This is a genomic window from Streptomyces sp. Q2 (assembly GCF_056820935.1).
On sequence record NZ_JBXEJE010000003.1, the window covers coordinates 175689 to 201109 of the forward strand.

Consider the following 25421-nt stretch of genomic DNA (forward strand, 5'->3'; position numbering starts at 1 on the left):
GTCAGCTGTCCTTGCGGAGGGCGTGGGCGAGAAGGTCGAGGAAGGAGCGGTTGATGAGGCTCGACTCGGACGGCCTGAGCGGGCGCCGGGACAGCATCGCGGCCTGCCCGTAGAGGGCCTCGGCGCTGGTGCGGGCCAGCTCGGGCTCGTCGATGGTGACGGCGGTGCGCACCAGCGGGTTGAGCTGGTTGAGGATCAGCTGGGCCCGCGGGGCCTCCTGGCGCAGGGCGCCGAGGATGTCGCCCCACAGGCCGCCCTCCTGCTCGCGGGCCAGTTGGGAGCGGGTGCGCTCGTGCCGGGCCTCGCGGCTGTCGACGAGGAGGGCGGGGGCGGAGGCGGGCTGGAAGGTGCGCAGTGCGACGTCGCAGTCGAAGACGGCGAGGGCGTCGCGGGCCTGGGCGAGGTACGCCGCGGCGGCGAGCTCCGTTTCCCGGTCGACGGGGTCGAGGTGGGCGGTGAGGGTCGCCGGGTCGAGGTCGGCGACGGTGGCCCCGGGCCTGATCTCGGGCAGCCGGTGGACCAGTTCACGGTCGTAGGTGTAGCCGCCGTTGACGACGCCGAGCCCGGCGGCCGAGGCGATCGCGGCGACCTGCCGGAACTCTTCCACGGTCGACGTCACGAGCACGGTGCGGTGGGTGCGCGCGAACTCGTCGAGCGTGGTGTGCCCGTCGGTGGTCTCGAACGGCAGCCAGGGCAGCAGCATCCGCAGGATCTCGTCGTCGTGCACCGCCAGCGACTTCACGGCCAGGTGGTGGGCCTGGAGGAAGCGGGCGAGCAGGTCCGGGTCGCTGGCCGCGGCCCGGGCGATCCAGGCGCGCAACCGCTCGGCGAGGGCGTCACGGACGGCGGCCAGGGTGTCGTCCTCGTACAGGGACTCGCGGGACGCCGTCGGGCGCAGGCTCTCGGCGTCGACGACACAGCGGACGAAGAACGCCCACTCGGGCAGGATCTCCTCGGCCTGCTCGGACAGCAGCATGCCCTTGACGTGCACGCGGTGGCCGTGGCGGCGCCCGGCCGGCACGGTCTCGGGCAGTACGCACGCGATGCCCTTCAGGCCCACGGCGGGCAGGTCCAGCTCGATGGTGTCCAGCGGCGTGAACCCGAAGACCTCCTCGCCGTACGCGGCCAGCGCGCGGGAGCGGGCTCCCGGCGTGGGGTACGTACGTGCCCAGGGCGCGGGCTCGGGGTTGACGGACGCACCCGGGCCGTCCGGACCGCCTGTGCCGTCGTCGAAGGTCACCGGGTGGCGCAGGATGGAGCCGAAGTGCCGGGCCAGCGCGTGCACCTGGGCCGGGCGGGTCCACTCGCCCGCGTCGGCGCGCGGCGTCAGCGTGACGGTGGTGCCGGGCCGGGGGCGGGCGGCGGCGGGCAGGGTGCGGACGGTGTAGCTGCCGTCGCCGCGTCCCCGCCACTCGACGGCGGGTGCGTCGGGGGTGCGGGCGGAGCGGCTCAGGACGTGGATCTCGTCCGCGACCAGGAAGCAGGAGAGCAGGCCGATGCCGAACTGGCCGATGAAGTCGCCGCGTTGCTCGGCGATGCCCTCGGCGCGCTTGCTGCTGCGGCCGATGGTGGCGAGGAAGCTGTGCACGTCGGCCTCGGTGAGACCGACGCCGTCGTCCTCGACGCGTACCACCGAACCGTTGGCGTACAGGCGGACACCGAAGGCGTCTGAGGGGGCGGCCGGTTCGAGGCGGTGCCGGGCGGTCAGCGCGTCCACCGCGTTCTGCATCAGTTCGCGCAGGTAGACACGGGGGCTGGAGTAGAGGTGGTGGGAGAGGAGGTCGACGAGGCCGCGCAGATCCACCTGGAAGGTGCGGTCGGCGCCGGCCGCGGTCGCGGCGGTGTCGGGCAGAGTCATCGGGCAGTCCCAAGTGGGGGGGAGCGACGGGTGGCGGGCGGGAGGCACCGGGGCCGGGGGGTGCTCAGGCACGGCGGTGGCGGCGGGCGAACTGCTTCTCGGGATCCGCGAAGTACTTCCACGGCCACGGGGTGTAGGCACCGTCCAGCGTTCGGAAGACGCGTTTGACCGTGTGCTGTTCACCGGCCAGCGACAGGGCCATGGCGAACATGTTGAAGTCCTCCTGCCAGCCCGGGCGCCACACGTAGGCGGGGTGGAGGATGCTGTAGTCCGCCGCCTCCCGCAACTGCGCCTGGATCTCGGCGGTTTCGAGGTAGTCCCCACGCTCCGACTCGACCCACTCCTCGATGTACGCCATCGCGATCAGGCAGCCGAGGCGGTGCCCGTGCGGGGCGCGGGCAACCGCCTGCTGGGCGAACGCCAGGGCCTGGCCCGGCTCGCCGCCCCATCGGGGCTGCAGTTGCGACACCCACTCGAGGTGGCTCTCCAGGTCCAGCGGGTCGCGGCGCAGGGCGGCGTCGAGCCGGGTCTCGTTGATGTCGCGTCCCAGCGACATACCGCGACCGGAGGTGAGGAGGCGGCGCCACGGCGTGACCCAGTCCGGCCGCAACTCGGCTGCCTCGAGCAGCTGTTCCTCGGCGATGTGGAGCCGCTCGTGGAAGACACGCCACTGCTCCTGCGTGACGTTCACGGCACGCTCGGCGGTGCGGGCCTCCCATCCCCAGATGATGTGGCGCGCCCCGGATATCAGCAGGGCGGTCGCCCGGTGCTCCTTGTCCTCCTCGACGGCACGGCCGATCCAGTCCTGCACACCGTCCAGGTCGGCGAGTTCGCCCAGGACCTGGTGTTCGCGGCCGAGATTGAAGGGCGCCAGGGCCGTCTTGACCGCCTCCCAGTCACCCGCGTCGGCGGCCTCCACCAGCGCGAGCACCCGCGCGTCCCCGAGTGCGCGCAGCGTGTACATCCCGTTCTTCTGCCTGTGCGGGGCGGGAAAGGCGTGCGGATCCGCCACCGGTCTCTCCGCACCCCTGCCGAACAGCTTGCCGAACATGCCGCGCCCTCCCCTGGTCCCGCGTGATCGTCTGGGGCAGCATAAACGGCCCCACCGACACCACTTCCACGGGGTTTTCACGGGCGCTTCACCGGTTCGGTGCCGTCCTCTCGCCCCCTGCCGGGTGGGCCGGAGCGACACGGCGCACGGTACGGCTGTCCGGATACCGTCGGCCCCTTCCCCGTTACGAGCTCGCTCACCCGCGGCGCAGGGGATCGCCGCGGGTGGTTCTCAGAGCACCGGGGAAGGGGCCGGCATCGTGAGTCCGAGCGGGCAGTGCCCGTCTACGAGATGGCCAGGCGCCGGAACCGGCTGTTGTGGAACACCAGGGGTTCTCGCTCTGGTTCGGCCTTCAGACCGTGGATTTCAAGGAGCACGATCGTGTGGTCGCCTCCGGGAAGTTCGGCGTGCAGTGAGCAGTTCAGCCGGAGACTTGCGCCGTGGATGTAGACGCCGCCGTCCTCGTCGGCATCCCAGTCGACGCTCGCGAACCGGTCGCCGGCCTTGTCGGCCAGTGACCGGCAGATCGCGTCCTGCCCCTCGGCCAGCACGCTCACACCCACTCGGGTTCGCCGACGCAGTCTGGGCCATGTCATCGAGGTGTCCTGCACGCAGAGCGATATCAGGGCGGGTGACAGCGATACCGGGGTGAACGTGCTCGCCACCATGCCCACCGGATTGCCGGAGTCGAGTGCGCACACGGCTGTCACCCCGGACGGAAAGCAGCCGAAAGCCTGACGCAGGAGAGCGGGATTGGCCGGAGTCGCGTGGAGAGGGCTCACCGCAGACCACCCGTCAGGTGACGGGGGGCGAAGTGCGGCCGCTCTGATGCGGGACTCCTACTGGTTCGCGGATCGGGCGTGAATGACGTATTCATTGCTTTCTCCAAAGAAGGTGAAATGGTTCCCGGCGCCGGCTCAGATCATGGAGAGCGGTACTTCGAGCGCACCGCCGGCGACAGGTTTCAGTTCTGCCCCGACAAAACCGCGCCCAGCTTCCGTATCGCGCCGTTGTTGCCGACCACGTGCTGGGAAACACAGCGGACATCGCGCCAGCGGCGCTGAAGTGAACTGGTGCTGTAGAGGCCCGCGCTGCCCGAGAGCGTCATGATCTCGTTGAGGATCCTGATGCCGTCGTGATGGATATGCTGGGTGCCGCCGGTGTAGGTGAACCACTCGGCCGGGGTGGGCGCCTCTCCGGCGAGGACACGGTCCATGACGAGGCGTCCGGTGTGTTCCGACAGGGCCGTCAGGGCGACCGTACGCATGTGCAGTTCCGCGAACTTCTCCTGGAACACCGGGTCTTCACCGAGCAGAGCCTTGGGGTTGAACGCGGGCCGCTTGGTGGCGGCGAGTTCGGAGAGGTCGGCGAGCGCACCCTCCAGGGCGCCGAGGATGACGGCGTCGTGCGAGGCCCCCGTCGGGGAGTACGGCAGGTCGTAGAGGGGAGCGGGGATGTTGTTGTCGCCGAACATCGGCCCCGTGTGATGTTCCGGCACGAAGACGTCGTCCATCGTGAAGTCGGTGCTCTGCGTGGCACGCAGGCCGACCGCGTCCCACGTGTCGAGGAACGTGACCTGCTCGGGCCGCAGCAGCGCGACCCGCATGTCCGGGCGGCCGTCCGGCAGTGGAGGCGCCCCTTCGACGAGGAACCCTCCGAGCATCCAGTCCGGGGTGAACGGGCCGCTCGCGAGCGGCCAGCGACCACTGAGCCGGTAGCCGCCCTTCACCGGTGTCGCCAGCCCTTTCGGAGCCACGGCACCCCGGAGCATCAGGTCGGCGCCGCCCGCGAAAACCTCGGTCTCCAGCGTCTTGCGGGGCAGTGACCGGACGAAGAACCAGGCCATCGAGGCGGCCTGAACAGTCCAGCCCGTCGAGCCGTCGGCTCGTGCGATCTCCCGCACCACCCGGGCGGCCTCCAGCAGCCCGAGCTGCTCTCCGCCCCACACCCTGGGCAGGGCCATCCGGAACACGCCCGCCTCGCGAAGGGCGGCGACGAGATCCGCCGGGACAGCCCGTGCGTTCTCACCTTCGGCAGAACGTGCCGCGATCTCGGGAAGAAGTGCGCGGACTCGACCGAGCACACTGTCGCCGGTTCGTCGGTCCTGGGATCGAGCGGGATCAAGAAGCGTGGCCATGAAGGTGCTCCTAACTGAATGCGCGGGCACTGGTCGTCGACCGAGCCTTTTTCACAAGGTGACTTCGGCTTAGGATGACATCCGCGTTACGGCCAGGAAAACCAGAACTTTCCGATAAGGCTTATCAGGGTTCCCATGACAGCAGGAGCGAAATGGCCGCCAATTTTTCCCTACGCCAATTGGAATACTTCGTCGCGGTGGCGGACACGGGCTCCATGAGCGCGGCGGCGGTGCGGTGCCATGCTTCGCAGGCGGGCATCTCCACGGCGATCGCCGATCTGGAGCGCCACCTCGGCGTCCAGCTGTTGGTAAGACGCCGGGCGAAGGGAGTCTTCCTCACGGAGGCCGGCAGCCGGATCCTGGGGCGTGCCCAAGCCATGCTGGCGCAGGCCGACGAACTCAGGGCGAGCGCCCAGGCGGAGGAGGGCCGGCTGGCCGGCCGCCTGACGATCGGCTGCTACGCGGCCCTGACCCCGTTCCTCGTCCCGCCCCTGGTGGACGGGTTCAGGCAGATCCACCCGGCCGTCAACCTCGAACTGATCGAGGGTCAGCAGGACGAGATGCGACATGCCCTCCTCCAAGGCGCATGCGACCTGGCCCTGTTGTACGCGTTCGGCCCCCAGCCCGGTCTGTCCTGCACGACACTGCGCTCCAGCCGTCCGTATGTCATCGTGTCCGCCGGTCACGCGGTGGCGGAGCGCGAGTCCGTCTCACTCGCCGAACTGGCGGACGAACCACTGATCATCTACTCCGAGCCGCCGGCCCAGCAGAACGCGGACCACTGGTTCTCCCTCGCGGGAGCACAGCCGAACATCCGGTACCGGACCTCGAGCATCGAGGCGGTCCGCAGCATGGTCGCCCGTGGCCTCGGTTTCGCCACGTTGATCCAGTCCTGGCCGACCGACACCAGTGTCGAGGGACTTCCCCTGGCATCCGTGCCCCTGAGCGACCCGTTGGACGACGTCGAGCTCGTGATCGCCCATGCGGCACACGTCACCCCCACCCACCGTGCGCGTGCCTTCCTGCAGTACGCCAAGGACACGCTCGCCGGTCCGGAGACTCGGGGGACAACCGGCTGACCACCGCCGGGTATTGGGGGCGTTGGACGGTGAACGCCCTATCGTTCGTTGCAGGCAACGTGCGCCAGCCCGACGCCATGCCCTCCACCTACGGAGACCGGCACCGGCACTTTGGCCGTTGAGGTGCACGGAGCCGGGCGCGTACGAGCAGCTCTGCGCGTCGAGGCCGTCCTGACCTCGTGAAGAGCCACCGGCTCCGCATGACGGCAGGCCCTGTTTCCCGACGGCGGCGGAATCACGTGGCCCGGGCTACCGCCCGAACCGACCGCCGCGTCAGCCGTCGCGTTCGGCGCCGACGAGGACGAAGGCCATCGTGACCGGTTGGTCGCTGCGGTTGCGCCAGCCGTGGCGGGTGCCGTTCTGGACCACGATGTCCCCTGCCGAGAGATGGGTGCACCGGCCGTCATCCAGTTCGAGGACTATCTCGCCCTGCAGCACGATGCCGTAGTCCACGGTCGGCGTGGTGTGCATGCCGTCGGGCTCCATCAGGTCCGCGATGCCGGGCGAATCGGCCCGCTGCTCCTGGTCGAAGGCGACCGGGTCGAACGCCGGGTCGGCCATCGCGGTGTCCGGCGGGAAGGTCAGCACGATGAACCGCGTGCCGCCGGGCACCGGCAGCAGGCTGGTGACCTTCGGCGTGGGGTCCTCCCCGGTCCGGCCGACCGGTTCGCCGGGTTCGGTGGCCCACGGCAGGCGGGACACCCAACCCGGCAGGCTGGTGAACTCCCGGCTGCGCGGGACGGGACCGTCGCTGACGACGACCGACCTGCCGTTCGCGTCATGGCCGGTGACGACTCTGCGCATGTGTCTCTCCTCAATCGCGTCAGTCATGTCCGAAGGATCCACCGGGACCACCGAGCCCTCGAACCGGTCGGGTCGGTCCCATCGGTCGGGTCACCCGAGTCGGTCGGTCAGGCGAATCAGTCGGGTCAGTCGGGTCAGTCGGTTAGGCCGCTGCCCAGGCCGGTCGAGGTCCCGAGCTCGGCCGCCCAGGCGTCCAGGACGTCCGCCACGGTCGGGGCGGGTGCCCTGAGCAGGGCCGATGCCACCGTGCGTATGAACGACCGGTGCCGGTCGTCCGTGAGGTACTCCGCCGGGGACTTGCCGTCCACCCGCGCGAGCAGCAGCGCCGACAGCAGGGAAGCGGCCCGCGCCTCAAGAGCCGGCACAGGCTCCCAGTCGACGCACCGGAGATACTCCTCCACGAGCACGCGGGCGGACCGCAGGAGATCGGCGCGGCGCACGGGTACCACCAGGCTCTTGAGGAGCAGATGGTTGACGCAGAACGCGAGGTCGAAGGCCGGGTCTCCGTACCAGGCGCACTCGGCGTCCAGCAGCACGGGCCCGGACGGTCCGACGAGGATGTTCTTGGGACTGACGTCACCGTGCACCAGGGCCCGGTGCGTCGTGGCCGTGCGGTCGGCGAGGCCCTGGAGGATGTCGCTCAGACCGGGGTGCGCGGCAGCGGTGGCCAGCAGGTACGGCTCGATGCGCAGCGCGTGGAAGTTGTCGTCGGTGGCGAACTCCGCGGCGAGGGCGGTGTCGCCGGCGCTCGCCGCGTGCAGGGTGCCGAGCAGCTCTCCGACGGCGGCCGCGGTCGCCACGTGTACGTCGCCGCGCAGCAGCTGTGCCTTCCACACGGGGTGGTTCTCGGGCGGCAGGAACGCCATCGCGAAGAGGCCGGCCGCGGGGTCGTGGGCCAGCAGTTCGGGAACGCTGTCCGGGCGGTGCCGGGAGGCGAACCGCATCCACGCCCATTCGAAGGCGTTGCGCGACACCGGTGCCTGCCAGTCGGCGGCGACCTTCAGCTTGGCAAGGGCGCGTTTGACGCAGAGAGAGCGTCCCGGCAGGTCCACTCGCCACAGGTCGGACGAGACACCGCCGGTCAGTGGTGTCCAACGTGCGGCTTCGCCGGGTCCGGCGAGCTCGTGGGCGGTCAGGAAGTCGGCAAGCGCGGTGTCGGGCACCGGGCCCGGGGTCACCTGCGCGGAGACCGGGCTCATCGTCGGTCTCCCGACCCGGTGGTCGGACCGAGGGGGCTGTTGCAGGCGTGGGCCGGTGCCTCGCCCGCGAGGATCCGTACGACCTCCTCGGCGGCGCGGCGGCGCAGTTCGGTGACCGAGGCGTCGGAGGAGAAGGCGATGTGCGGGGTGAGGAGAGCTCCCGGCTGGTCCAGCAGCCCGGCGGGGACGTGCGGCTCGGTCTCCAGTACGTCGAAGGCGGCTCCGTCGAGGTGTCCGCTGTCCAGCGCCTTGACGACCGCGTCGGTGTCCACCAGGCCGCCTCGGCTGACGTTGACCAGCAGACCGCCCGGTGACATGAGCTCCAGCTGCCCGGCGCCGATGATGTGGTGCGTGTCCGGCGTGAGCGGCACGTGGAGGATGACCACGTCGCTGCGGCGCAGCAGCTCCTCCAGGCCCACCATCTCCACTCCGGAGGCGTCCTTCGGCGGATGCGGGTCGTGGGCCAGGATCCGGCAGCCGAACGCGCCGAGCTTGCGCACGGTGGCGCGTCCGATCCGCCCGTATCCGACGACGCCGCAGGTCAGCGTCGACAGTCGGCGCAGCCGGGCGCCGGCCGGGTCCCAGCGGCCCGCGCGGACCTCCCGGTCGGACACGGCAAGGCCCCGCGTCCAGGCCAGCACCATGCCCACGGCGTGGTCGGAGACCTCCTCGACGCAGTAGTCCGGCACGTTGGTGACCCACACGCCGCGCTCGGTGGCGGCGTCCACGGCGATGTTGTCGAGCCCGACTCCGAGCCTGGCCACGATCCGCAGATCCGGCGAGGTGCCGATCGCGGTGGCGGAGACCGGGGCCCAGCAGGTCAGGATCCCGGCGGGCCGGTGCTCGGCCACGAGGTCCTCGATCGCCTCGGCGGAGGCCGGATCGGCGGGGCCGGTCACCAGGGTGTGGCCCGCCTCCTCGATGACCGATCGCTCGACGGAGTCGTCGGGCCAGGCGTAGTCGGTGAGCAGCACGGTGCCTGGGCGGCTCGGTGGTTTCATGACAGGTCGTCCTCGCAGAATCGTGCGGCCGCAGCGGACGGCCGGGGTGTCATGCCCGGTCGCATCCGATGAGCGGGTCTGATCGCCACCCGGAGAGGCGGCCGTCGGCATGTCCGGTTGGGCCGTCGGCCGCCAGGGGTGGGGTGGAGGGGGTCGCTGAGCTCGGGTCGGTGTCGTCAGCGCGCGCCGACTTGTGGTCGGTGCGGGCGCCGCGGGATGCCCCTGGAACGGATCACGAGATGTCGGGGCACGTCGAATCACTTTGTCACAGCCACGTGGTGCTAACGATAGCATTCCGGGTGTTCCACACGTCAAGAGTGCGATGCGCACCCGATCGCCGACAGCCCTGCGGCAGGGCCCCTTCGGCGCCGAGGACCCCGGCCATCAGGGGAAATCGAGAAACGCCGAAGAAATGCGGCGTTCACATCTTGACGCGCATGAGAGTTCCCCCTCATGGTTCTGCCAGCGCCGACCGTGTGACCGGTAAGTGTCCGCACGGGGTCCGGCTGTCGAAGACGCCATAGCCACGGACGTCCCCGACGGGCGATATACGGCTGAATTCCGCATGCGGTGTCCGACCGCGCGGCAGCCCGTCGCCCTCATTCCGCCGGCCGACGACATCACCGCCGTCGCCGCCTCGAGTCCGTGTTCAGCTCACCGCTTCTCGTCATCGCCCGTACGGCCCCGTACCGGCGATGGATCCGCCGCGGCCTGCCGTGGCCCATTCCTCCTCAGGAGCAGCTATGACTCACGCAGCGCAAGTCGACACCAGTGCGGTGCCCGCGAGCACCACGCAGGAAAAGAGCCCGGCCCCCATTTCCCGCCCGATGATCGGGCTGGGCTTCCTGCTGGTGGTCCTCTCCTACATGGTCAACGCGATGGACCGCCAGGTCTTTCCTCCCCTGCTGCCCAACATCCGCGCGGAGTACGGGTTCTCCCTGGAGCAGGGCGGGTTGCTGGCGACGAACTTCACCCTCGGCATGGCCCTGGCCGGCCTGCCCGCGGGCTACCTCCTGGACCGCTTCCGCCGCAAGACCGTACTGCTGGTCAGCATCGTGATCTACTCCCTGGGCACCATGGCCACGCCTCTGGCCACCGGTTTCGCCGACATGACCCTGTACCGGGTGGTGTCCGGCTTCGGGGAGGGCATGCAGTCCGCCGCCATCTTCGCGGCGATCGGCGCCTTCTTCGCCCACCGGCGGGGCCTCGCCTTCGGCTTCATCGGCATGGGCTACTCCATCGGCGTGTTCATCGCCCCGCTCATCGGCGTCCGGCTCATGAGCATGCACGGCACCTGGCACGCGCCCTTCTACCTGTTCGGTCTGGCCGGGCTGCTGATCGCCACCGCCGCCCTCTTCCTCGTCAAAGCGGGCCTGACCGAGCACTCCGCCGTGAAGGTCGTCTCGACCAAGACGTACGAGTACATGCCGGCCTCCCCCTACAACCGCAACTCCATCGCGCTCGCCGTCCACTCGGTCGTCAGCGGTGTGGCCATCTACGGGTTCCTCGGCCTCTACCCGACCTACCTCATCACCTCGCTGCACTACACGTCCGGGCAGGCCGCACTGGCGATGAGCTTCCTCGGCTTCGGCGGCATGCTGGGCGTTCTCGGGGGCTGGCTCGGGGACCGCGTGAACCAGCGCAACCTGCTGATCCTGAGCATGGTCGCCGTCTCCCTCATCAGCGTGTGCATCTACGAGACGCACCCCGGAGTCGGCATGCAGTACACGCTCGCCTTCCTCATGGGCGCCTTCGGTCTGGGCTTCATCTATCCCAACACCAACAGCGCGATGCAGCGGTCCGTCCGCCCCGAGCAGATCGGGCGCGCCTCCGGTCTCTTCGTCACCAGCTACTACGGGACGGCGGCGTTCTCGGGCCTGCTCTTCGCCGCACTGGTGGACACCTTCGACTGGAGCCGGGCCGGCCTGCTGCTGGTCACGGTGCTGCCGCTGGTGGGCGCCCTGGCCCTGGCCTTCGTCCGCCCCTCGAAGTTCAACAACGCGGTCCACTAGCGAGTCGGTCCGCCGGACATCCGCCGCCGGGGGGGGCNCTGCTCTTCGCCGCACTGGTGGACACCTTCGACTGGAGCCGGGCCGGCCTGCTGCTGGTCACGGTGCTGCCGCTGGTGGGCGCCCTGGCCCTGGCCTTCGTCCGCCCCTCGAAGTTCAACAACGCGGTCCACTAGCGAGTCGGTCCGCCGGACATCCGCCGCCGTGTCGCACCGGGCCCGTCGCCCGGTGCGACACGGCGGCGGTGTTCTGGCAGGACACGGGAGCCACCGCCGACACGCCAAGGGGCCTGCCCACCGCTCGGCGGTGGGCAGGCCCCTTGGCGAGATCGCCCGGCGGACGTGCGGCGTCAGAGGCTCTCGGCCACGACCGGATTGCGCAGGACGCCGATGCCCTCGATCTCCACCTCGATCTCGTCTCCGGGGCGGATCGGCCCGACGCCGGACGGCGTACCGGTCATGATCGCGTCTCCCGGAAGCAGGGTCAGATAGCGGCTGAGGTAGCTGACGATGTCGGGAACGGCGAGCAGGAGGTCGGCAGTGCTCGCCGACTGCGCGACGACGCCGTTCACACGGGTCGTCAGCGACAGTGCCGACGGGTCGAGTTCGGTGGCGATGACCGGACCGAGGGGGGCGAACGTGTCCTGCCCCTTGCCGATCAGCAGCGTTCCGAATGCGCTTTCCTTGCGCTGGACGATGCGGTCACTGACGTCATTGCCGCACGTATAGCCGAGGATGTACTCATGGGCCTCGGAGGGCTTCACATGACGGGCTTCCTTTCCGATGATGACAACCAACTCGCCTTCGAAATGGATCAGTTCGCCATCCGCCGGATAGACGATCGCGTCATCCGGTCCAATCGCGGCGGTGCTCGGCTTCATGAAACACACGGGAACTTCCGGAACCTCGCGGTCGGTCTCGTCGACGTGCGAGGCGTAGTTGTAGGCGAACCCGAAGATTCGGGGTCGCTCCAGCGGCGGGAGAACGACCACGTCGCCGACTTCGTCGACATGCCCCGCTGGGGACAGTCCGGTGAAGGGATCACCTTCGAATCGCGCGATTCTTTCGTCACCGGATTCCAGCTCTCCGTAGTGACGCACGCCGTCGACGGCATACCTGACGATCCGCACGGAAACCTCCGCAACTAGGCAGCCGCGGGCGGCTGCACGGCCCACATAGCAATGCTAACGTTAGCACGAAGAGGATGATCAACCCGGCATCCCGCCTCTTCGACCACGGAGTGCGACGGCAATGCTATCGTTGGCATACGGAAAGTGACGACACCGGGATCAGTCAGCTCAAGGGGGCCCTCACGTGATCACGACCAAGGACATCGCCGAACGCCTCGGAATCTCCGTCTCGACGGTCGGCCGGGCACTTTCCGACGATTCCCGCATCAGCGAGGAGACCAAGTTCCGGGTCCGCCAGGCCGCTTCCGAGATGGGATACGTCGGCAACCGGGCAGCACGGATGATGCGCGGAGCGTCCAGCAACGTGGTCGCGCTGGTCATCCCGGACATCCGCAACAGCTTCTACTCGACGATCGCGCACGAGCTCTCCAAGAACATGGAGGCCGAGGACTTCCAGCTGATGCTCTCGGAGACCGACGACGACCGGATGGTGGAGCTGCGCCACCTGCGCGAGTTGTCCGCCAACCGCGTGGCCGGCGTCATCATCGTGCCCACCGCACGCCCGCACGGCGACTCGGTCAAGCTCCTGCGGGGCCTGCCGCACCTTCAGTTGCTGCGCCGCCACCCCTCGCTCGGTTCCCAGTGGTTCGGTGTGGACGACCACGAGTCCCTGCGGGAGGCCACGGCCCACCTGGTGGCCCAGGGCCACACCCGCATCGCGTACGTGGGCGGTCCCACGGAGCTGCCCACGGGCGCCGAGCGTCTGCGCGGCTTTCAGAGCGCCCTGAGCGAAGGTGGTCTGCCGGACGACGCGGGGCGTGCGGAGCTGGGGCCGCCGTCGTCCGTGGAGCACGGCCGCCAGGCAGTGCTCCGGCTGCTGAAGGGGCGACAGGTGCCCACCGCGCTCGTACTGGGATCGGTTCAACTCACCATCGGGGTCCTGGAGGAGTTGTCGGCGCAGGGCGTGAAGGTGCCCGGGGAGCTGTCCGTGGTCGGGTTCGGGGACGAGCCGGGGTTCTCCTGGTGGGGGCCCGGGCTGACCACGATCGGGCTGCCGATCCAGGAGATGGCCACCGGCTGTGCGCTGTGGCTGATGCGCCGGCTCAAGACCAAGCCGGACAACGACGGCCCGTACACGTCCGTCTCCCCCGGATCGTTGGTCCTGCGCGGCAGCACGGCGCCGCCTGGCGGAAAGGCTCCGTCCAGGTCCGTCTGAGTCGGGGCCGGCCTCACCCACGAATGCCGAAGGCGCCCGGAGCGATGTGCTCCGGGCGCCTTCGCAGGTGCGGCGTGGGTCAGTACGTTCCGCTGCGCAGCCGCCCCATGACGCGGGCGGTGCGCGCGAGTTCGTCAAGCACCTGCTCGGCGGCGGCCTCGTGTATCTTCCCCGGCCTGAAATCGCCGCCCTCGACGAGTTCGTTGACGAACGGGATGCTCACGGTCGGGCCGATCGGCAGCATCCTGAGGTTCGCCACGACCTGCTTGCCCATCTGCACCGCCCGGGTGCCCGCCGAGACGCCCCCGTAGCTGACGAAGGCGGCCGGCTTGTGCTGCCACTCCACGACGAGGTAGTCCCAGGCGTTCTTCAACGGTGCGGGAAAGCCGCCGTTGTACTCCGGGGTGACGAAGACGAACGCGTCCGACGCGTCGACGATCCGGCTCCATTCGCGGGTGTGGCTCTTCGTGTACTGCCGCAGGGCGGGCGGATGCGGTTCGTCGAAGAAGGGGAGCCCGAGTTCGTACAGGTCGACGGTGTGCGACTCGAACTGGTCGCACTCCGTGGCTCGCAGAGCGAACCAGTCCGCGACAGACCTGCCCACACGTCCGGGGCGGGTGCTGGCCACCACGGTGGTGAGGTTCATGGGCGCCATGGAGGGCTGGGGTGTCATGTCGGGCTCCTTTTTCCTTTCGGCCGGCCATCCGGCCCGGCGGACCCACGCCGCCTGTGCTGTCCGTCTGTTCAGGAGAGCGCGGGTCCGCCGGAGTTCCTGCCGAAGGAAGGCTGTGCGAACGATAGCATTGGCGAGCGGGCGCGCCAAGAGGACGCAATACAGCGAGGCCGCTGCATCGACTGGAGCCCACCTCTTGACAGACTGGCCGCCGCTTTGCACGATTGCGCTATCGTTAGCACGACAAGAGCCGCAGTGAACGAGCAACCTCGCCGTCACCTTCTCGCCGGCGCCCGGCGCCGCACCGATTCAGGCGCCGCACCGCCGGACCGACCACACCCGTTTCGTCGGCGAGGACTTTCTCCGTACGCCTCCACCGCCTCCGCCGCCTCCGGCTGCGGGGACGCACCGATGACCGGCACGGGCGACTCTCCCCGGCCGATCGTCCGAACTCCGAAAGGTCGCACCGCAATGACAGACGCGCGGATCGCCAAGCTGCACGGCCGCAGGGTGTGGGACTCCCGCGGCCGGCCGACCGTCGAGGTCGAGGTACATCTCGCGGACGGCGCGACCGGCCGGGCCATCGCCCCGGCGGGGGCCTCGACGGGCCAGGGCGAGGCGCTCGACCTGCGCGACGGGGGCAGCCGCTTCGGCGGGCTCGACGTCCAGCGCGCGGTGGGGTCGGTGAACCGTGAGATCGCTCCCGCCCTCTCCGGCCGTGACGCGGGTGACCAGGAGGCCGTCGACCGGCTCCTGGTGGACCTCGACGGCACCCCCGACCGCAGCCGTCTGGGCGGCAACGCGCTCGTGGCCACGTCCATGGCGGTCCTGCACGCCACCGCCGCGTCGGCGGGCGTACCCCTGTGGCAGCACCTGGCGGGCGGACGCCCGGTCCGCATCCCGCTCCCGGAGATCCAGATCTTCGGCGGTGGAGCCCACGCGGACCGCCGCGTGGACGTCCAGGACTTCATGGTGGTCTGCCCGGCGGCAGGGAGCTTCTCCGAGGCCCTGGACTGGACGGCGGAGATCTACCGGGCGGCCGGAACCCTGATGCGCAAGGCCGGCAAGGCGCAGGGAGTGGCCGACGAGGGCGGGTTCTGGCCCGCCTTCGACTCCAACGAGGAGGCGCTGGAGACGCTGACCCTGGCCATCGAGAGCGCGGGCTTCGCGCCCACCTCCCAGGTGGGCATCTCGCTGGACGTCGCGGCCTCGCAGTTCGGCAGCGGCGGTCGGTACACACTGGCCCTGGACGACCGCACACTGGACACCGAAGCACTGATCGACATGCTGGGCGGCTGGATCGAGCAGTATCCGATTCTCTCCGTCGAGGACCCGGTGGGCGAGGACGACCACGAGGGCATGCTGGAGTTCACCCGGCGCTACGGCCGGCGCTGCCAGGTGATCGGCGATGACTACCTGGTCACGAACGCCAAGCGGGTGGAGGCGGCGGCCACCAGCGGGGCGGCGAACGCCGTCCTCGTCAAACCGAACCAGGCCGGCACCGTCACGGAGTCCTTCCAGGCCCTGCGCGCCGGAAAGGACGCCGGATTCGGCACGATCGTCTCGGCCCGTTCCGGCGAAACCGAGGACGTCACCATCGCCCATCTGAGCGTCGGCTGGGACGCCGGTCAGCTGAAGGTGGGCTCGTTCACCCGCTCCGAGCGAATGGCCAAGTGGAACGAGGTCCTGCGGATCGAGGAGGCTCTCGGCACATCCGCGGAATTCAGCGGATGGTCCGCCTTCACATTCGCGGATTCCTCGGCCTTCCAGAACCAGTCGTAAAACGGCGTCGAAGTATTACAGTCATCGAAATCCAGAGCCGATCGGAGCCCGGAGACCACCATGCTGCCTCCCGTCAATCTGCGCCCCAGTTTCAACATCACCCGCTCCAGTCATGTGCGTCTCACCGTGGCCGATCTGGCCGAGAGCCGGAACTTCTACGTGAACGCCCTGGGCCTCGTCGTCAGTGACGAGGACGAGCGCACCTGCTACCTCCGCGGCCTCGCCGAGGCCTGCCACCACAGTCTCGTCCTGGAGCTGGACGAAGAAGGCGGCACCTGCAAGAGGGTCGGCTACCGGGTGTTCTTCGACGAGGACCTCGACCTGGCATACGCCTGGTTCCGGGAGCGGGGACTGCCCGCCGAGTGGGTCGACGCCCCCTACCAGGGCCGCACCCTGCACGTCAGCGACCCCATCGGCACGCCGCTCGAACTGTGCGCGACCATGGAGACGCGGCCGCGGCTGCACATCGACTTCGCGTCCTACAAGGGTGCCCACGCGCAGCGGCTGGACCACTACCAGATCTTCGCGCCCGACGCGTATGAGCTGTGCGCGTTCTACAGCGAGCTCGGCTTCCGCAACTCGGAGTACCTGGAGCACGGCGACAAGCTGCTGGGTGCCTTCATGTACCGCAAGGGCACCTGCCTGGACCTGGCGATCATCGAGAACACCGGGCCCGCCCTGCACCACTTCGCGTACACCGTCTCCGAGAGCCACGACATCTTCACCGCCTGCGACTGGGCGGGCATCCTCGGCTACGGCGACGGCGTGGAGCGCGGCCCGGGGCGTCACGGTCCGGGCGGGATGCTCTTCGCCTACCTCCGCGACCCCGACGGCCACCGGGTGGAGGTCTTCAACAGCCACTACCAGACGATCGACACCGAGATCGAGCCCGTGCGCTGGGACGCGGCGGCACTGAGCACCAACGCCCGTTGGGGCCTGCCGGCGTTGGAGAAGTGGTACTTCGAGGCGTCGCCCTTCGTCGGCGTGAAGCAGATCCCGCCGGCCGAGCTGCCGAAGCCGATGTCCATGGAGCGGTTCCTGCTCGAACAGTCCGCCCGCTGACCCTTCGTACGATCACGTCCCCCCGAGGAGACACCATGGCACGAGTCCCCTACCTGCGTCGCGAGGACGCGGACCCGGCGCAGAAGCCTCTGTACGACCGGCTGGAGACCGAACGCAAGGTACCGACGGCGAACATCTTCCTCGCCCTCACCCATGCGCCGACCCAGCTGGACGCCTTCCTGACCTACGCCAACTCGCTGCGCGCCGCCGACCTCAGCCCCAAGCTGCGGGAACTGGCGATCCTGACCGTGGGCCACGCGACCCGGTCCGCGTACGAGGTCGCGCACCACCAGTCGCACGGACTGGGAGCCGGGCTCACCGCACAGCAGCTCGCGGCGGTGGCCGACTTCGAGTCCTCCGACCTGTTCGACGGGGTGGAGAAGGCGGTGATGCGCCTCGCCAAGGAGTCCACCCTCCAGGTCGAGGTCTCGAAGGAGACCTGGAGTGCCGCCGCCGAGCACCTGACGGACAAGCAGATGGTCGAACTGTCCTTGTCCATCGCCTGGTACAACTCCGGCGTCCGCATCATGGGGCTCCTGGGCATCGACCTCGAAGACAATTACCCGAACCCTTTCCCGAATTCATAGACAATTCCTTATGTCTCCGCCTCCGGCCGCCTGGGACGGAGCATTTCCGAGGAGTATTTCAATGGCGAAAATGCTCGCTGCACGACTGCACGCGCTCGGTGAGCCGATGTCGGTGGACACCATCGACGTGCCCACCCCGCGGCCGACCGACGTGCTGGTGCGGGTCAAGGCGTGCGGGATCGTGCCGAACATGGCCAACGTGATCAACAACTGGCCCACCTGGTTCCCGCACCAGCCGTTGCCCAAGTTCCCCGCCATCTTCGGCCTGGACGCCGCCGGCGTGGTCGAAGCCGTCGGCGAGGCGGTACTGAACACCAAGCCGGGTGACCGGGTCTACGTCAACCCCCTTCGCGGGTGCGGAAGTTGCCAGGTCTGCCGGGGCGGTGAGCTGAGCCGCTGCCGCTACTTCACACTGAACGGCTACTTCAGCACCTCCCGTGACGGCCAGCGGATCTTCGACCTCTACCCCTACGGCGGCTTCGCGCAGTACATGACCGCCCCGCAGTCCTCGATCGTCAACATCCCGGACACCATGACGTTCGAGCAGGCCGGCAAGCTCGGCTACATCGGCACGTCCTACGGCGCCCTCAAGAACGCCGCCGCGGGGCCCGGCCAGGTGGCGCTGATCGACGGGGTCACCGGAACCCTCGGAGTCGCGGCGACCGTGCTCGCGCTGGCCTCCGGGGCCTCCCGGATCCTCGGTACCGGCCGCAACGAGGAACTCCTCAAGCGCGTCAAGGAACTGGCCCCCGACCGGGTCGAGGTCTTCCGGCTGGGTGACGGTTCCACCGGCGAGTGGGCGAAGTCCCGCACCGGCGGCGAGGGCGCGGACTACGTGATCAGCGCCCTGGGTGCCAAGGCACCGGTGGAGACGATGCTCGACTCCATGCAGGGCGTGCGCAGGGGCGGCCGGGTCGTCAACGTCGGCGGTGTGGCCGACCGGCTGCCCGTGGACGTGAAGTGGCTCATGGACGAGCAGGTCCAGCTGATCGGCTCCAACTGGTTCAGCACCGCGCAGGGACAGGAACTCGCCGACATGGTGGGCACCGGCGCCCTGGACCTGTCCTACCTGCACGCCAAGCCGTTCCCGCTGTCCAAGGTCAACGAGGCGATCTCGGGCCTCCAGGACCGCGACGGCGGCTTCAGCAACTACGTGGTCATCCCCTGAACCGCAGGCCTCGGCGAGCGGCCGGACGCCCCTTGACCGGCCTTGCTCCTGACGCCCCGTAATCACCCCGCGGCGGACCTGTTCTGCCCCGACGCCGCCGCGGGGTGCTTCACACAAGCCGTGCACACGGCCGGTGCTCTCGTCGGCACAGGCCCGGCAGGATGGAGGAGCCGGTGGAACTGCGCTGGCTGGAATCGTTCGTCATCGTCGCGGAGGAACTGCACTTCGCGCGGGCCGCGGACCGTCTGCATCTTGCTCCGTCGGCGCTCAGCGCCCAGGTCAGGGCGCTGGAGTCGCACCTGGGCGTGCGGCTGATCGACCGCGGACGGCGCAGCCGCCCGGCGCTCACCAGCGCCGGGCGGCTTTTCCTCGAAGAGGCGCGGCTGACCCTCGCCCAGGTCTCCCGGGCCGAGACGGTGGGCCGGCGAGCCGGTCGTGGGGAGTTGGGGCACGCCCAGATCGCGTACGTCGCCTCGGCCACGTTCTCCGGAGTGCTGACCGACGTCCTCACCCGCTGCGCGGCACCCGGCACCGAACTGACCGTGCAGGTGCGCGAGCTGGAGACACCGGCCCAACTGGAAGCGCTGGCCTGCGGTGACATCGACGTCGGCTTCCTGCGCTGGAGGCCGGAGTACCCGCCCGAAGTCACGGCCACCTGTCTGCTCACCGAGGACGTCGTCCTGGCGCTGCCGGCGGGCGCGCCGCTGGCGGCGTACGAGGCGATACCGGCGGCTCAGCTGCGCGACGAACGGTTCGTGGCCCCGCACTTCGACGAGGAGTACGGCTGCCGCGACCAGATCCTCGAGGTGGCACGGCAAGGCGGGTTCAGCCCGCGGTGTGCTCCCCCGGTGCGGGACTTCATCGCGGCTCTGACTCTGGTGGGCGGTGGTCTCGCGGTGGCTCTGGTCCCTGATTCCCTGCGCCGCGTGCACATCCCCGGGGTGGCCTACCGTCCGCTGGCGGACGTGGCGCTGACCACCCGTCTGGTGGGTGCCTACCGCAGGGGCGAGACCTCGCCCGCGGTGCGCGGCCTGATCCGCCGGCTGCGAGAGAGTGCCGCCGCCACGGTCGCCGCCTCCGGCTGACGCCGCTGTGCTGGCGGGCGGCACTGCAGCGGGCCGAAGCCGCGCCCTCTGCGGTCCGTTCAGGGGCTACGACCCCTGCCAGCGGCACCGGCAGGCCCGTCCCCTGCCAGCGTCACCGTCGGGCCCGTCCGGGGATGCTGTCCCCGACTCCCGCGACCGTCTCCTCGCGCTCGCCTCTCCGGCCGTCCGGCTCGCCGTGGCCGTGATCGGCGTGCACTGCGCGGCGCGGCCGGTCGGCGACGTACCGACGCACGTTTGTGCGTGGAATACGCACCGTCGATGCAGGTCAGAGGGGGTGCTCCCGGCCTACGCTCAACACGGCACCACAGACCGTGGCGACGTCGGTCGACCGTCGCCGGGCAGAGGAAAAGGCGGAGGAACACATGACATCGATCAAACACGTGGGGGTCGTCGGCGCCGGGCAGATGGGCCGGGGCATCACCGAGGTCTGCGCCCGGGCCGGGCTGCACGTCACGTTGTGCGATCTGACCCAGGACAGAGCTCGTGCCGGACTCACAGGCGTGGCCGATTCCCTGCTCAAGGCGGAGAAGCGCGGCACCCTCGCACCCGGAGACCGCGCGCATGCCCTGGCCCGGGTCTCGGTCTCCGCCGACTTCTCCCGCCTGGCCGGAGCCGACCTGGTCATCGAGGCGGCCGTCGAGGACGAGCAGGCCAAGACGGCGCTGTTCCGGCAGCTGGACGAGATCGTCACCGACCCGTCCGCCATCCTGGCCAGCAACACCTCCTCGATCCCCATCGCCCGTCTCGCGGCGGCGACCGGACGGCCGGAAGCGGTGATCGGCCTGCACTTCTTCAACCCGGTCCCCCTCATGCCACTGGTCGAGGTCATCCCCTCGCTGCAGACGTCGAAGTCCACGGAACTGCGCGTCCGTGCCTTCGCGGGCGAGATCCTGGGCAAGAAGACGATCGTCACGCAGGACCGCGCGGGCTTCGTCGTGAACTCCCTGCTGGTCCCCTACCTGTTGGCAGCTGTGCGGATGGTCAGCTCCGGCACCGCGACGGCCGAGGACATCGACACGGGGATGACCGCCGGCTGCGCTCACCCCATGGGCCCGCTGCGCCTCGCCGACCTCATCGGCCTGGACACCGTGGCGGCGATAGGCGAGGCACTGTACGAGGAGTACCGGGAACCGCTGTACGCCCCTCCCCCGCTGCTGCGCCGCATGGTCGAGTCGGGACAGCTGGGCCGTAAGTCAGGGCAGGGGTTCTTCAGCTACCAGGCGGCCTGAGGACCTACGGCGACGCGGTGTCCGTCGTGTCCCGCCTGCCCGGGGCACCGTACGTTCACCGTCGCCACGGAATCCGGCCCGCTCCGCGAGCGAAGTGCCCATGAGGTCGACTACGTTGTCGGCGAGCCGCAGCGTGCCACGGGAGGTCAGGTACTCCACCTGCCACACCAACCCGGTGCAGGAAGTCGTCTGAGCCGATGTGCCGGCGGGGGCGCGCAAGGCTGTGCGGTTCGGCAACGACGGCTGTCGTCTGTACCGGGCCGGGCTGCGCGGCGCGCAGTGAGGCGCGGGAGTCGGCTCACTCGCGCGGCAGGTCCTCCAGGGGCAGGAGACCGGTCACTTGGCGCGGTCCGGCCTCCCTGTCAACATCGTGGGGGTCCCAACGCCCCCTCACCCGCGCTGATCAGACACCGACGATCACCTGCGACCTGAGCAGCCGGACAGCCCCTGGTCGGCTTCTTCGGCGGGCGTCCTGCTGCCGTACAAGGTGGCTTCCACGTTCGTGCGGAGCTTGGCGAGCCGGAAGACCACGGTTCCCGGTCCCCCTCCTGGTCGAGGTCGTAGCACCAGGTGGCCCGGGGCTTCGCGGGCCCCGGGCCGGCTCGCGGGTACCGGCCACCGGCTCAAGGACCGGCCGGCCGAACACCCGCCGCTCCTCCCATCGGACGACGTACGAGACGGTCCACCACGCGCCGACCGTCCGGTGGCGGTCGTACCGTTCCCAAAGACTGAGCGGGAGTGACTCCTGTTGCCAGAAATCATGCTCAGTCGAACGCCCCGGACGGTGTTGGGCGTTTCTGGTTGCCCGCGTTCGCTCCGCGTCCGGGCGGCACGGATCGTGTCCGTGGTCCGGGAATGCGGGGGCGGGTTTCCTCACACCCAGGAAAACGCCGATCGGCCTGGACGGTCCGATGCCCCATCGCATCACTCCGGTGTTGTGGGGGCGGTGTCGTCCGTCGCAGGATCGGGTATCCCTGGGCGCGCCTTCCGATCGCCACGGCGGCTGCGTCATGGCGAGTGATCCTACGAGTTGTGCTGGTGAGAGGCTTCTGCCAGTGCTGGCCGCCCCAGCGGCTCGTGTAGGCCGGATCGACGGCGATGACCGCGACACCCGTCTGATCCGCCATCGACGCCAGCCGGGCGCGGAGCTTCCCGGTGGGCATACCGGAAATCAGCTGCCGGAACCGCTTCCTGCGTCCGTGCATCTCGCGGGTCTTCTCGGCGGCGAAGTCGAGTGCGAAGTCGAGGTCCTCGACCGCGATCGCCTTCACGCCGCAGGCGCGGGCCCAGTGCAGGAGGCGGGTGAGGGCGTGGCGGACCTGGGCGTCGCGGTGCTGGGCGGTGCCGGACAGATCGTAGGAGAAGCGGCGCGGGCTGCCGGTGGGGTTGCCGTGGGCGTCGAGGCGCCAGGTGGCCAGGTGGTCGGCGTTCATGTCGACACCGATCACACCGTGCGCGAGCGCAGCCTCGATGGGCAGGGTGGGGATGGGCGGGACTGCCAGGAAGCCGTCACATACCAGCGGTTCCGGCCGGTATCGAGGTGGATGCGGTAGGCGACCGCCCGGTCGGCCGCGACACGATCCGCCCACTCGCCGCCCCGGTGCGCGAACACGATCCGGCAGGCCAGGACGTAGCGGCCGTGCGGGGCGTTGGCCAGATGCGCGAGCGGTCCGGGGAGCTTGATGCTCACCTCGCCGTCCGGGCTGATGCGGATGGTCTCGTTGCCGTAGCGCTTGCCGGACTCCCCGTCCGCCTGGCAGAACCAGCGCTCCGCCTCCCAGCGCCCACGCCACGCGGACTCGGTGAGCTGGGCCGCCTCCAGGTGGTGGCGGGTGCGGGCCAGACGTTTTCCGCCGCGCACGACACGGACGATGCCCACCTCGTGATCGGCCCGCGCGGCAGCCAGCCGGTCCTGAAGCACCCGCAGACGACGTGACTTCGCAGGCCACTCCCGCTGGGACCGGTAACCCCCGGCCGCCTTCTTCGTCCCCTTCTGCGCGACCGGCTGGGACAGCCGGTGCTCGATGGTGCGGATGCCGGCTTCCAGGTTGTGGATGTGTGCGAGCTGGCAGCGGCGGGCCAGCGCCCACTGGTCGTGCGTGGCTTTGGTGATACTGCCCGCCCACCGCGATGACGACAGAGGCGTCAGCTCCGCTTACGACCCGCCCACGTCTCGGCGGAGTGATCCAGACCGTCCCGGCAACGCGCCTTGAGGTCCTTCGCCGCCAGCGACCCCAGATGCGCCCCCACCAGGCGCAGCACCTTCTCATCACTGGGGGTCAGGTGCTTGAGGCGGGTCCGCACGGCCACACCCCTGGCACCGGACGCGACGAACGGCGCCGCGATGCTCCTCAGCGAGTCATTCCGCGACCGGCGATTCAGGTCTCGGGGCGGGCCGGCGGACCGCCGTCCGACACCAGGTCCCACCCCTGGGACGGGTCCGCTGCCAGGTGACTCAGCAGCGGACCCTCGGCCCTTCGGCGTCCCGCATGGTGTTTCCCTCTTGGTCCGGCCGGGCGCGGTCCGGGCCTCGAGAACGGCGTCCGTTTCAGGCGTCCACGTCAGTCGACCGCGCGGCGGGCGACCATTTCCTGCGTGAGCTGGGGAGCCACCGCGAACAGGTCGCCCACCACGCCGTAGTCGGCGAGGCCGAGGATCGGTGCCTCCGGGTCCTTGTTGACCGCGAGGATCGTCTTGGAGGTCTGCATCCCGGCGAGGTGCTGGATGGCCCCGGAGATGCCCAGGGCGATGTACAGCTGCGGGGAGACGGTCTTGCCGGTCTGGCCGACCTGGTACTGGTGCGGGTAGTAGCCGGCGTCGACAGCGGCGCGCGAGGCGCCCACGGCACCCCCCAGGGCGTCGGCCAGCTCCTCCACGACCTTGAAGCCGTCCGCTCCCGCGACACCCCGGCCTCCGGAGACCACGACGGTCGCTTCGGTGAGTCCGGGTCGATCGCCCGCGAGGGCGGCGCGCCGGGCGGTGACGCGTGCGGACGCCGCAGGGTGGATGGGCGGCAGGGCCAACTCCCGCTCCACCGCCTCCACGGGATGCTCCTCCGGCTCGAAGGCGCCCGGGCGCACGGCGATCACCGGAATGCCGTGGGTGACCTGCGAGCGCACGGTGTAGGACCCGCCGAAGACGATCTGGGTGACCACCCCGGACGGGTCCAGGTCGACCGCGTCGATCAGCAGCCCCGCGTCCAGCCGCGCGGCGAGACGCCCGGCCACTTCCCTGCCGTCCGTCGTGGCGGAGACCAGAACGGCGACGGCGGCGGTTTCCCGGACCGCGAGTTCCAGTGCGTCGACGGCGGGCGTGACGAGAAAGTCCGCCGCGTCGGTGGATTCCGCCGCGTGGACGCTCGTCGCGCCGTGGCGGGCGAGGGATTCCGTGAAGCGCTTCGCCGTACCGGGAGTTCCCACGACGACGGCGGCCGGGTCCCCCAGTCGCCGTGCGGCGGCCAGGAGTTCATATGTTGATTTGTTGACACGCTCCTCGTCGTGGTCGACGAGTACGAGGACTTCGGGCATGGGGGTCTGTCTCCTGGTCGGCGGTTCAGACGAGCTTCTGGGCGATCAGGTACGCGGCGAGCTGCCGGCCGGCCGAACCGTCGTCCGTGACGCGGGTTCCCGCGGTCCGCGGGGGACGCGCGACGGCCTCCACCACCCGCGTGCGGGTCACGAGGAATCCGGCCGCGTCGGGGAACAGGTCGTCGAGGCCGACCGTGTCCACCGGCTTCTTCTTGGCGGCCATGATCCCCTTGAAGGAGGGATAACGCGGCTCGTTGATCTTTTCGGTGACGCTGACCAACGCGGGCAGCGGAGCGTCGAGCGTCGCCTCGCCGTCCTCGGTCTCGCGCTCGGCGCGCACCCGTCCCGCGTCCACCTCCAGCTTCCGCACATGGGTCACCTGCGGCAGACCGAGCAGGTCCGCGACCACGGCGGGGACCGCGCTCGCCTGGCCGTCGGTGGTGGCGTCGCCGGCGAGCACCAGGTCGACGGCCTCCACGGTCCGCACGGCGGCCGCCAGAACCTTCGCGGTCGTCAGTACGTCGGCGCCGCGCAGTCTGTCGTCGCAGATGTGGATCCCACGGTCACCGCCCATCGCCAGGACCCTGCGGATGGCGTCGAGCGCGGAGTCGGGTCCCATGGAGACGACGATGACGTGGGCGTCCGTCGTCTCCTTCAGCGTCAGAGCCTCTTCGGCGGCACGCTCGTTGATCTCGTCCAGGACGAGTTCGGCGTCCTCGCGGTCGAGGGTGTGGTCGGCCTGGGACAGGATGCGTTCGGCACCGGAGTCCGGGACCTGCTTGACCAGTACGACGATGTTCACGG

At 69.9% G+C, this 25421-nt stretch carries 20 protein-coding genes and 1 pseudogene; 9 read left to right on the forward strand and 12 right to left on the reverse strand.

Annotated features, from left to right (window positions below; genetic code table 11):
• Position 1 precedes the first annotated feature (1 nt).
• The 4 genes from ACWBNA_RS05150 to ACWBNA_RS05165 all read right to left on the reverse strand — a co-directional run bounded on the left by ACWBNA_RS05150 (position 2) and on the right by ACWBNA_RS05165 (position 5046).
• A complete protein-coding gene (locus tag ACWBNA_RS05150; RefSeq protein WP_482702733.1) occupies positions 2–1858 on the reverse strand; it encodes an HSP90 family protein in 1857 nt (618 codons plus the stop codon).
• Between the two features lie 64 nt (positions 1859–1922).
• Positions 1923–2909 (reverse strand): hypothetical protein, encoded by a 987-nt coding sequence (locus ACWBNA_RS05155; RefSeq protein ID WP_482702735.1) that lies wholly within the window; start codon positions 2907–2909, stop codon positions 1923–1925.
• Between the two features lie 284 nt (positions 2910–3193).
• A complete protein-coding gene (locus ACWBNA_RS05160) occupies positions 3194–3691 on the reverse strand; it encodes a flavin reductase family protein (RefSeq protein ID WP_482702737.1) in 498 nt (165 codons plus the stop codon).
• Between the two features lie 182 nt (positions 3692–3873).
• Positions 3874–5046, reverse strand: a complete 1173-nt coding sequence (locus ACWBNA_RS05165; protein WP_482702739.1) for an acyl-CoA dehydrogenase family protein — start codon at positions 5044–5046, stop codon at positions 3874–3876.
• A 179-nt stretch (positions 5047–5225) separates the two neighbouring features.
• On the opposite strand from ACWBNA_RS05165, the gene ACWBNA_RS05170 reads away from it, so the two are divergent.
• A complete protein-coding gene (locus tag ACWBNA_RS05170; RefSeq protein WP_482702741.1) occupies positions 5226–6125 on the forward strand; it encodes a LysR family transcriptional regulator in 900 nt (299 codons plus the stop codon).
• Between the two features lie 273 nt (positions 6126–6398).
• Here ACWBNA_RS05170 and ACWBNA_RS05175 read toward each other — a convergent pair whose 3' ends face one another.
• The 3 genes from ACWBNA_RS05175 to ACWBNA_RS05185 all read right to left on the reverse strand — a co-directional run bounded on the left by ACWBNA_RS05175 (position 6399) and on the right by ACWBNA_RS05185 (position 9129).
• Positions 6399–6929 carry a cupin domain-containing protein gene (locus tag ACWBNA_RS05175; protein ID WP_482702743.1) on the reverse strand — a complete coding sequence of 177 codons (531 nt, stop codon included), beginning with the start codon at positions 6927–6929 and terminating at the stop codon, positions 6399–6401.
• Between the two features lie 134 nt (positions 6930–7063).
• Positions 7064–8128, reverse strand: a complete 1065-nt coding sequence (locus ACWBNA_RS05180; protein WP_482702745.1) for a phosphotransferase family protein — start codon at positions 8126–8128, stop codon at positions 7064–7066.
• Positions 8125–9129: a C-terminal binding protein gene (locus ACWBNA_RS05185; protein ID WP_482702747.1), complete on the reverse strand. Its 1005-nt coding sequence runs from the start codon at positions 9127–9129 to the stop codon at positions 8125–8127. The genes ACWBNA_RS05180 and ACWBNA_RS05185 overlap by 4 nt, the downstream gene beginning before the upstream one ends.
• A 743-nt stretch (positions 9130–9872) precedes the next feature.
• Between ACWBNA_RS05185 and ACWBNA_RS05190 the strand changes: the two genes are divergently transcribed.
• On the forward strand, positions 9873–11141 hold the full coding sequence (locus tag ACWBNA_RS05190; RefSeq protein WP_482702749.1) for an MFS transporter: 1269 nt from the start codon (positions 9873–9875) through the stop codon (positions 11139–11141).
• Positions 11142–11487: 346 nt separating this feature from the next.
• On the opposite strand, the gene ACWBNA_RS05195 is transcribed toward ACWBNA_RS05190, so the two are convergent.
• Positions 11488–12267, reverse strand: a complete 780-nt coding sequence (locus ACWBNA_RS05195) for a fumarylacetoacetate hydrolase family protein (protein ID WP_482702751.1) — start codon at positions 12265–12267, stop codon at positions 11488–11490.
• A 184-nt stretch (positions 12268–12451) separates the two neighbouring features.
• Here ACWBNA_RS05195 and ACWBNA_RS05200 point away from each other — a divergent pair, with 184 nt between their 5' ends.
• Positions 12452–13483 carry a LacI family DNA-binding transcriptional regulator gene (locus ACWBNA_RS05200; RefSeq protein ID WP_482702753.1) on the forward strand — a complete coding sequence of 344 codons (1032 nt, stop codon included), beginning with the start codon at positions 12452–12454 and terminating at the stop codon, positions 13481–13483.
• 79 nt (positions 13484–13562) lie between these two features.
• Here ACWBNA_RS05200 and ACWBNA_RS05205 read toward each other — a convergent pair whose 3' ends face one another.
• Entirely contained in the window at positions 13563–14156 is a 594-nt protein-coding gene (locus ACWBNA_RS05205; RefSeq protein WP_482702755.1) for an NADPH-dependent FMN reductase, read from the reverse strand.
• 471 nt (positions 14157–14627) lie between these two features.
• On the opposite strand from ACWBNA_RS05205, the gene eno reads away from it, so the two are divergent.
• From eno to ACWBNA_RS05235, 6 genes are all read left to right on the forward strand, one after another.
• A complete protein-coding gene (eno, locus tag ACWBNA_RS05210; protein ID WP_482702757.1) occupies positions 14628–15938 on the forward strand; it encodes a phosphopyruvate hydratase in 1311 nt (436 codons plus the stop codon).
• A 60-nt stretch (positions 15939–15998) separates the two neighbouring features.
• Complete coding sequence (locus ACWBNA_RS05215) at positions 15999–17000, forward strand: VOC family protein (protein WP_482702759.1); 1002 nt, start codon at positions 15999–16001, stop codon at positions 16998–17000.
• A 35-nt stretch (positions 17001–17035) separates the two neighbouring features.
• Positions 17036–17587 carry a carboxymuconolactone decarboxylase family protein gene (locus ACWBNA_RS05220; RefSeq protein ID WP_482702761.1) on the forward strand — a complete coding sequence of 184 codons (552 nt, stop codon included), beginning with the start codon at positions 17036–17038 and terminating at the stop codon, positions 17585–17587.
• Between the two features lie 70 nt (positions 17588–17657).
• Positions 17658–18755 carry an alcohol dehydrogenase catalytic domain-containing protein gene (locus tag ACWBNA_RS05225; protein ID WP_482702763.1) on the forward strand — a complete coding sequence of 366 codons (1098 nt, stop codon included), beginning with the start codon at positions 17658–17660 and terminating at the stop codon, positions 18753–18755.
• 161 nt (positions 18756–18916) lie between these two features.
• On the forward strand, positions 18917–19840 hold the full coding sequence (locus ACWBNA_RS05230; protein WP_482702765.1) for a LysR substrate-binding domain-containing protein: 924 nt from the start codon (positions 18917–18919) through the stop codon (positions 19838–19840).
• A gap of 383 nt (positions 19841–20223) precedes the next feature.
• Positions 20224–21090: a 3-hydroxybutyryl-CoA dehydrogenase gene (locus ACWBNA_RS05235; RefSeq protein ID WP_482702767.1), complete on the forward strand. Its 867-nt coding sequence runs from the start codon at positions 20224–20226 to the stop codon at positions 21088–21090.
• Positions 21091–21858: 768 nt separating this feature from the next.
• On the opposite strand, the pseudogene ACWBNA_RS05240 reads toward ACWBNA_RS05235, so the two are convergent.
• From ACWBNA_RS05240 to ACWBNA_RS05250, 3 genes and pseudogenes are all read right to left on the reverse strand, one after another.
• Positions 21859–23445, reverse strand: a pseudogene (locus ACWBNA_RS05240) (nuclease/transposase family protein); the annotation flags it as partial.
• A gap of 206 nt (positions 23446–23651) precedes the next feature.
• A complete protein-coding gene (locus ACWBNA_RS05245) occupies positions 23652–24617 on the reverse strand; it encodes an electron transfer flavoprotein subunit alpha/FixB family protein (RefSeq protein WP_482702769.1) in 966 nt (321 codons plus the stop codon).
• A gap of 25 nt (positions 24618–24642) precedes the next feature.
• Positions 24643–25419 carry an electron transfer flavoprotein subunit beta/FixA family protein gene (locus ACWBNA_RS05250; RefSeq protein ID WP_482702771.1) on the reverse strand — a complete coding sequence of 259 codons (777 nt, stop codon included), beginning with the start codon at positions 25417–25419 and terminating at the stop codon, positions 24643–24645.
• Positions 25420–25421: the final 2 nt, after the last annotated feature.

What these genes read in the sequence shown, in the direction of transcription:
- ACWBNA_RS05150 (WP_482702733.1), bottom strand. Translation starts at nt 1,858, where the DNA reads ATGACTCTGCCCGACACCGCCGCGACCGCGGCCGGCGCCGACCGCACC.
- ACWBNA_RS05155 (WP_482702735.1), bottom strand. Translation starts at nt 2,909, where the DNA reads ATGTTCGGCAAGCTGTTCGGCAGGGGTGCGGAGAGACCGGTGGCGGAT.
- ACWBNA_RS05165 (WP_482702739.1), bottom strand. Translation starts at nt 5,046, where the DNA reads ATGGCCACGCTTCTTGATCCCGCTCGATCCCAGGACCGACGAACCGGC.
- ACWBNA_RS05175 (WP_482702743.1), bottom strand. Translation starts at nt 6,929, where the DNA reads ATGCGCAGAGTCGTCACCGGCCATGACGCGAACGGCAGGTCGGTCGTC.
- ACWBNA_RS05180 (WP_482702745.1), bottom strand. Translation starts at nt 8,128, where the DNA reads ATGAGCCCGGTCTCCGCGCAGGTGACCCCGGGCCCGGTGCCCGACACC.
- ACWBNA_RS05185 (WP_482702747.1), bottom strand. Translation starts at nt 9,129, where the DNA reads ATGAAACCACCGAGCCGCCCAGGCACCGTGCTGCTCACCGACTACGCC.
- ACWBNA_RS05190 (WP_482702749.1), top strand. Translation starts at nt 9,873, where the DNA reads ATGACTCACGCAGCGCAAGTCGACACCAGTGCGGTGCCCGCGAGCACC.
- ACWBNA_RS05205 (WP_482702755.1), bottom strand. Translation starts at nt 14,156, where the DNA reads ATGACACCCCAGCCCTCCATGGCGCCCATGAACCTCACCACCGTGGTG.
- eno (WP_482702757.1), top strand. Translation starts at nt 14,628, where the DNA reads ATGACAGACGCGCGGATCGCCAAGCTGCACGGCCGCAGGGTGTGGGAC.
- ACWBNA_RS05215 (WP_482702759.1), top strand. Translation starts at nt 15,999, where the DNA reads ATGCTGCCTCCCGTCAATCTGCGCCCCAGTTTCAACATCACCCGCTCC.
- ACWBNA_RS05220 (WP_482702761.1), top strand. Translation starts at nt 17,036, where the DNA reads ATGGCACGAGTCCCCTACCTGCGTCGCGAGGACGCGGACCCGGCGCAG.
- ACWBNA_RS05225 (WP_482702763.1), top strand. Translation starts at nt 17,658, where the DNA reads ATGCTCGCTGCACGACTGCACGCGCTCGGTGAGCCGATGTCGGTGGAC.
- ACWBNA_RS05230 (WP_482702765.1), top strand. Translation starts at nt 18,917, where the DNA reads ATGGAGGAGCCGGTGGAACTGCGCTGGCTGGAATCGTTCGTCATCGTC.
- ACWBNA_RS05235 (WP_482702767.1), top strand. Translation starts at nt 20,224, where the DNA reads ATGACATCGATCAAACACGTGGGGGTCGTCGGCGCCGGGCAGATGGGC.
- ACWBNA_RS05245 (WP_482702769.1), bottom strand. Translation starts at nt 24,617, where the DNA reads ATGCCCGAAGTCCTCGTACTCGTCGACCACGACGAGGAGCGTGTCAAC.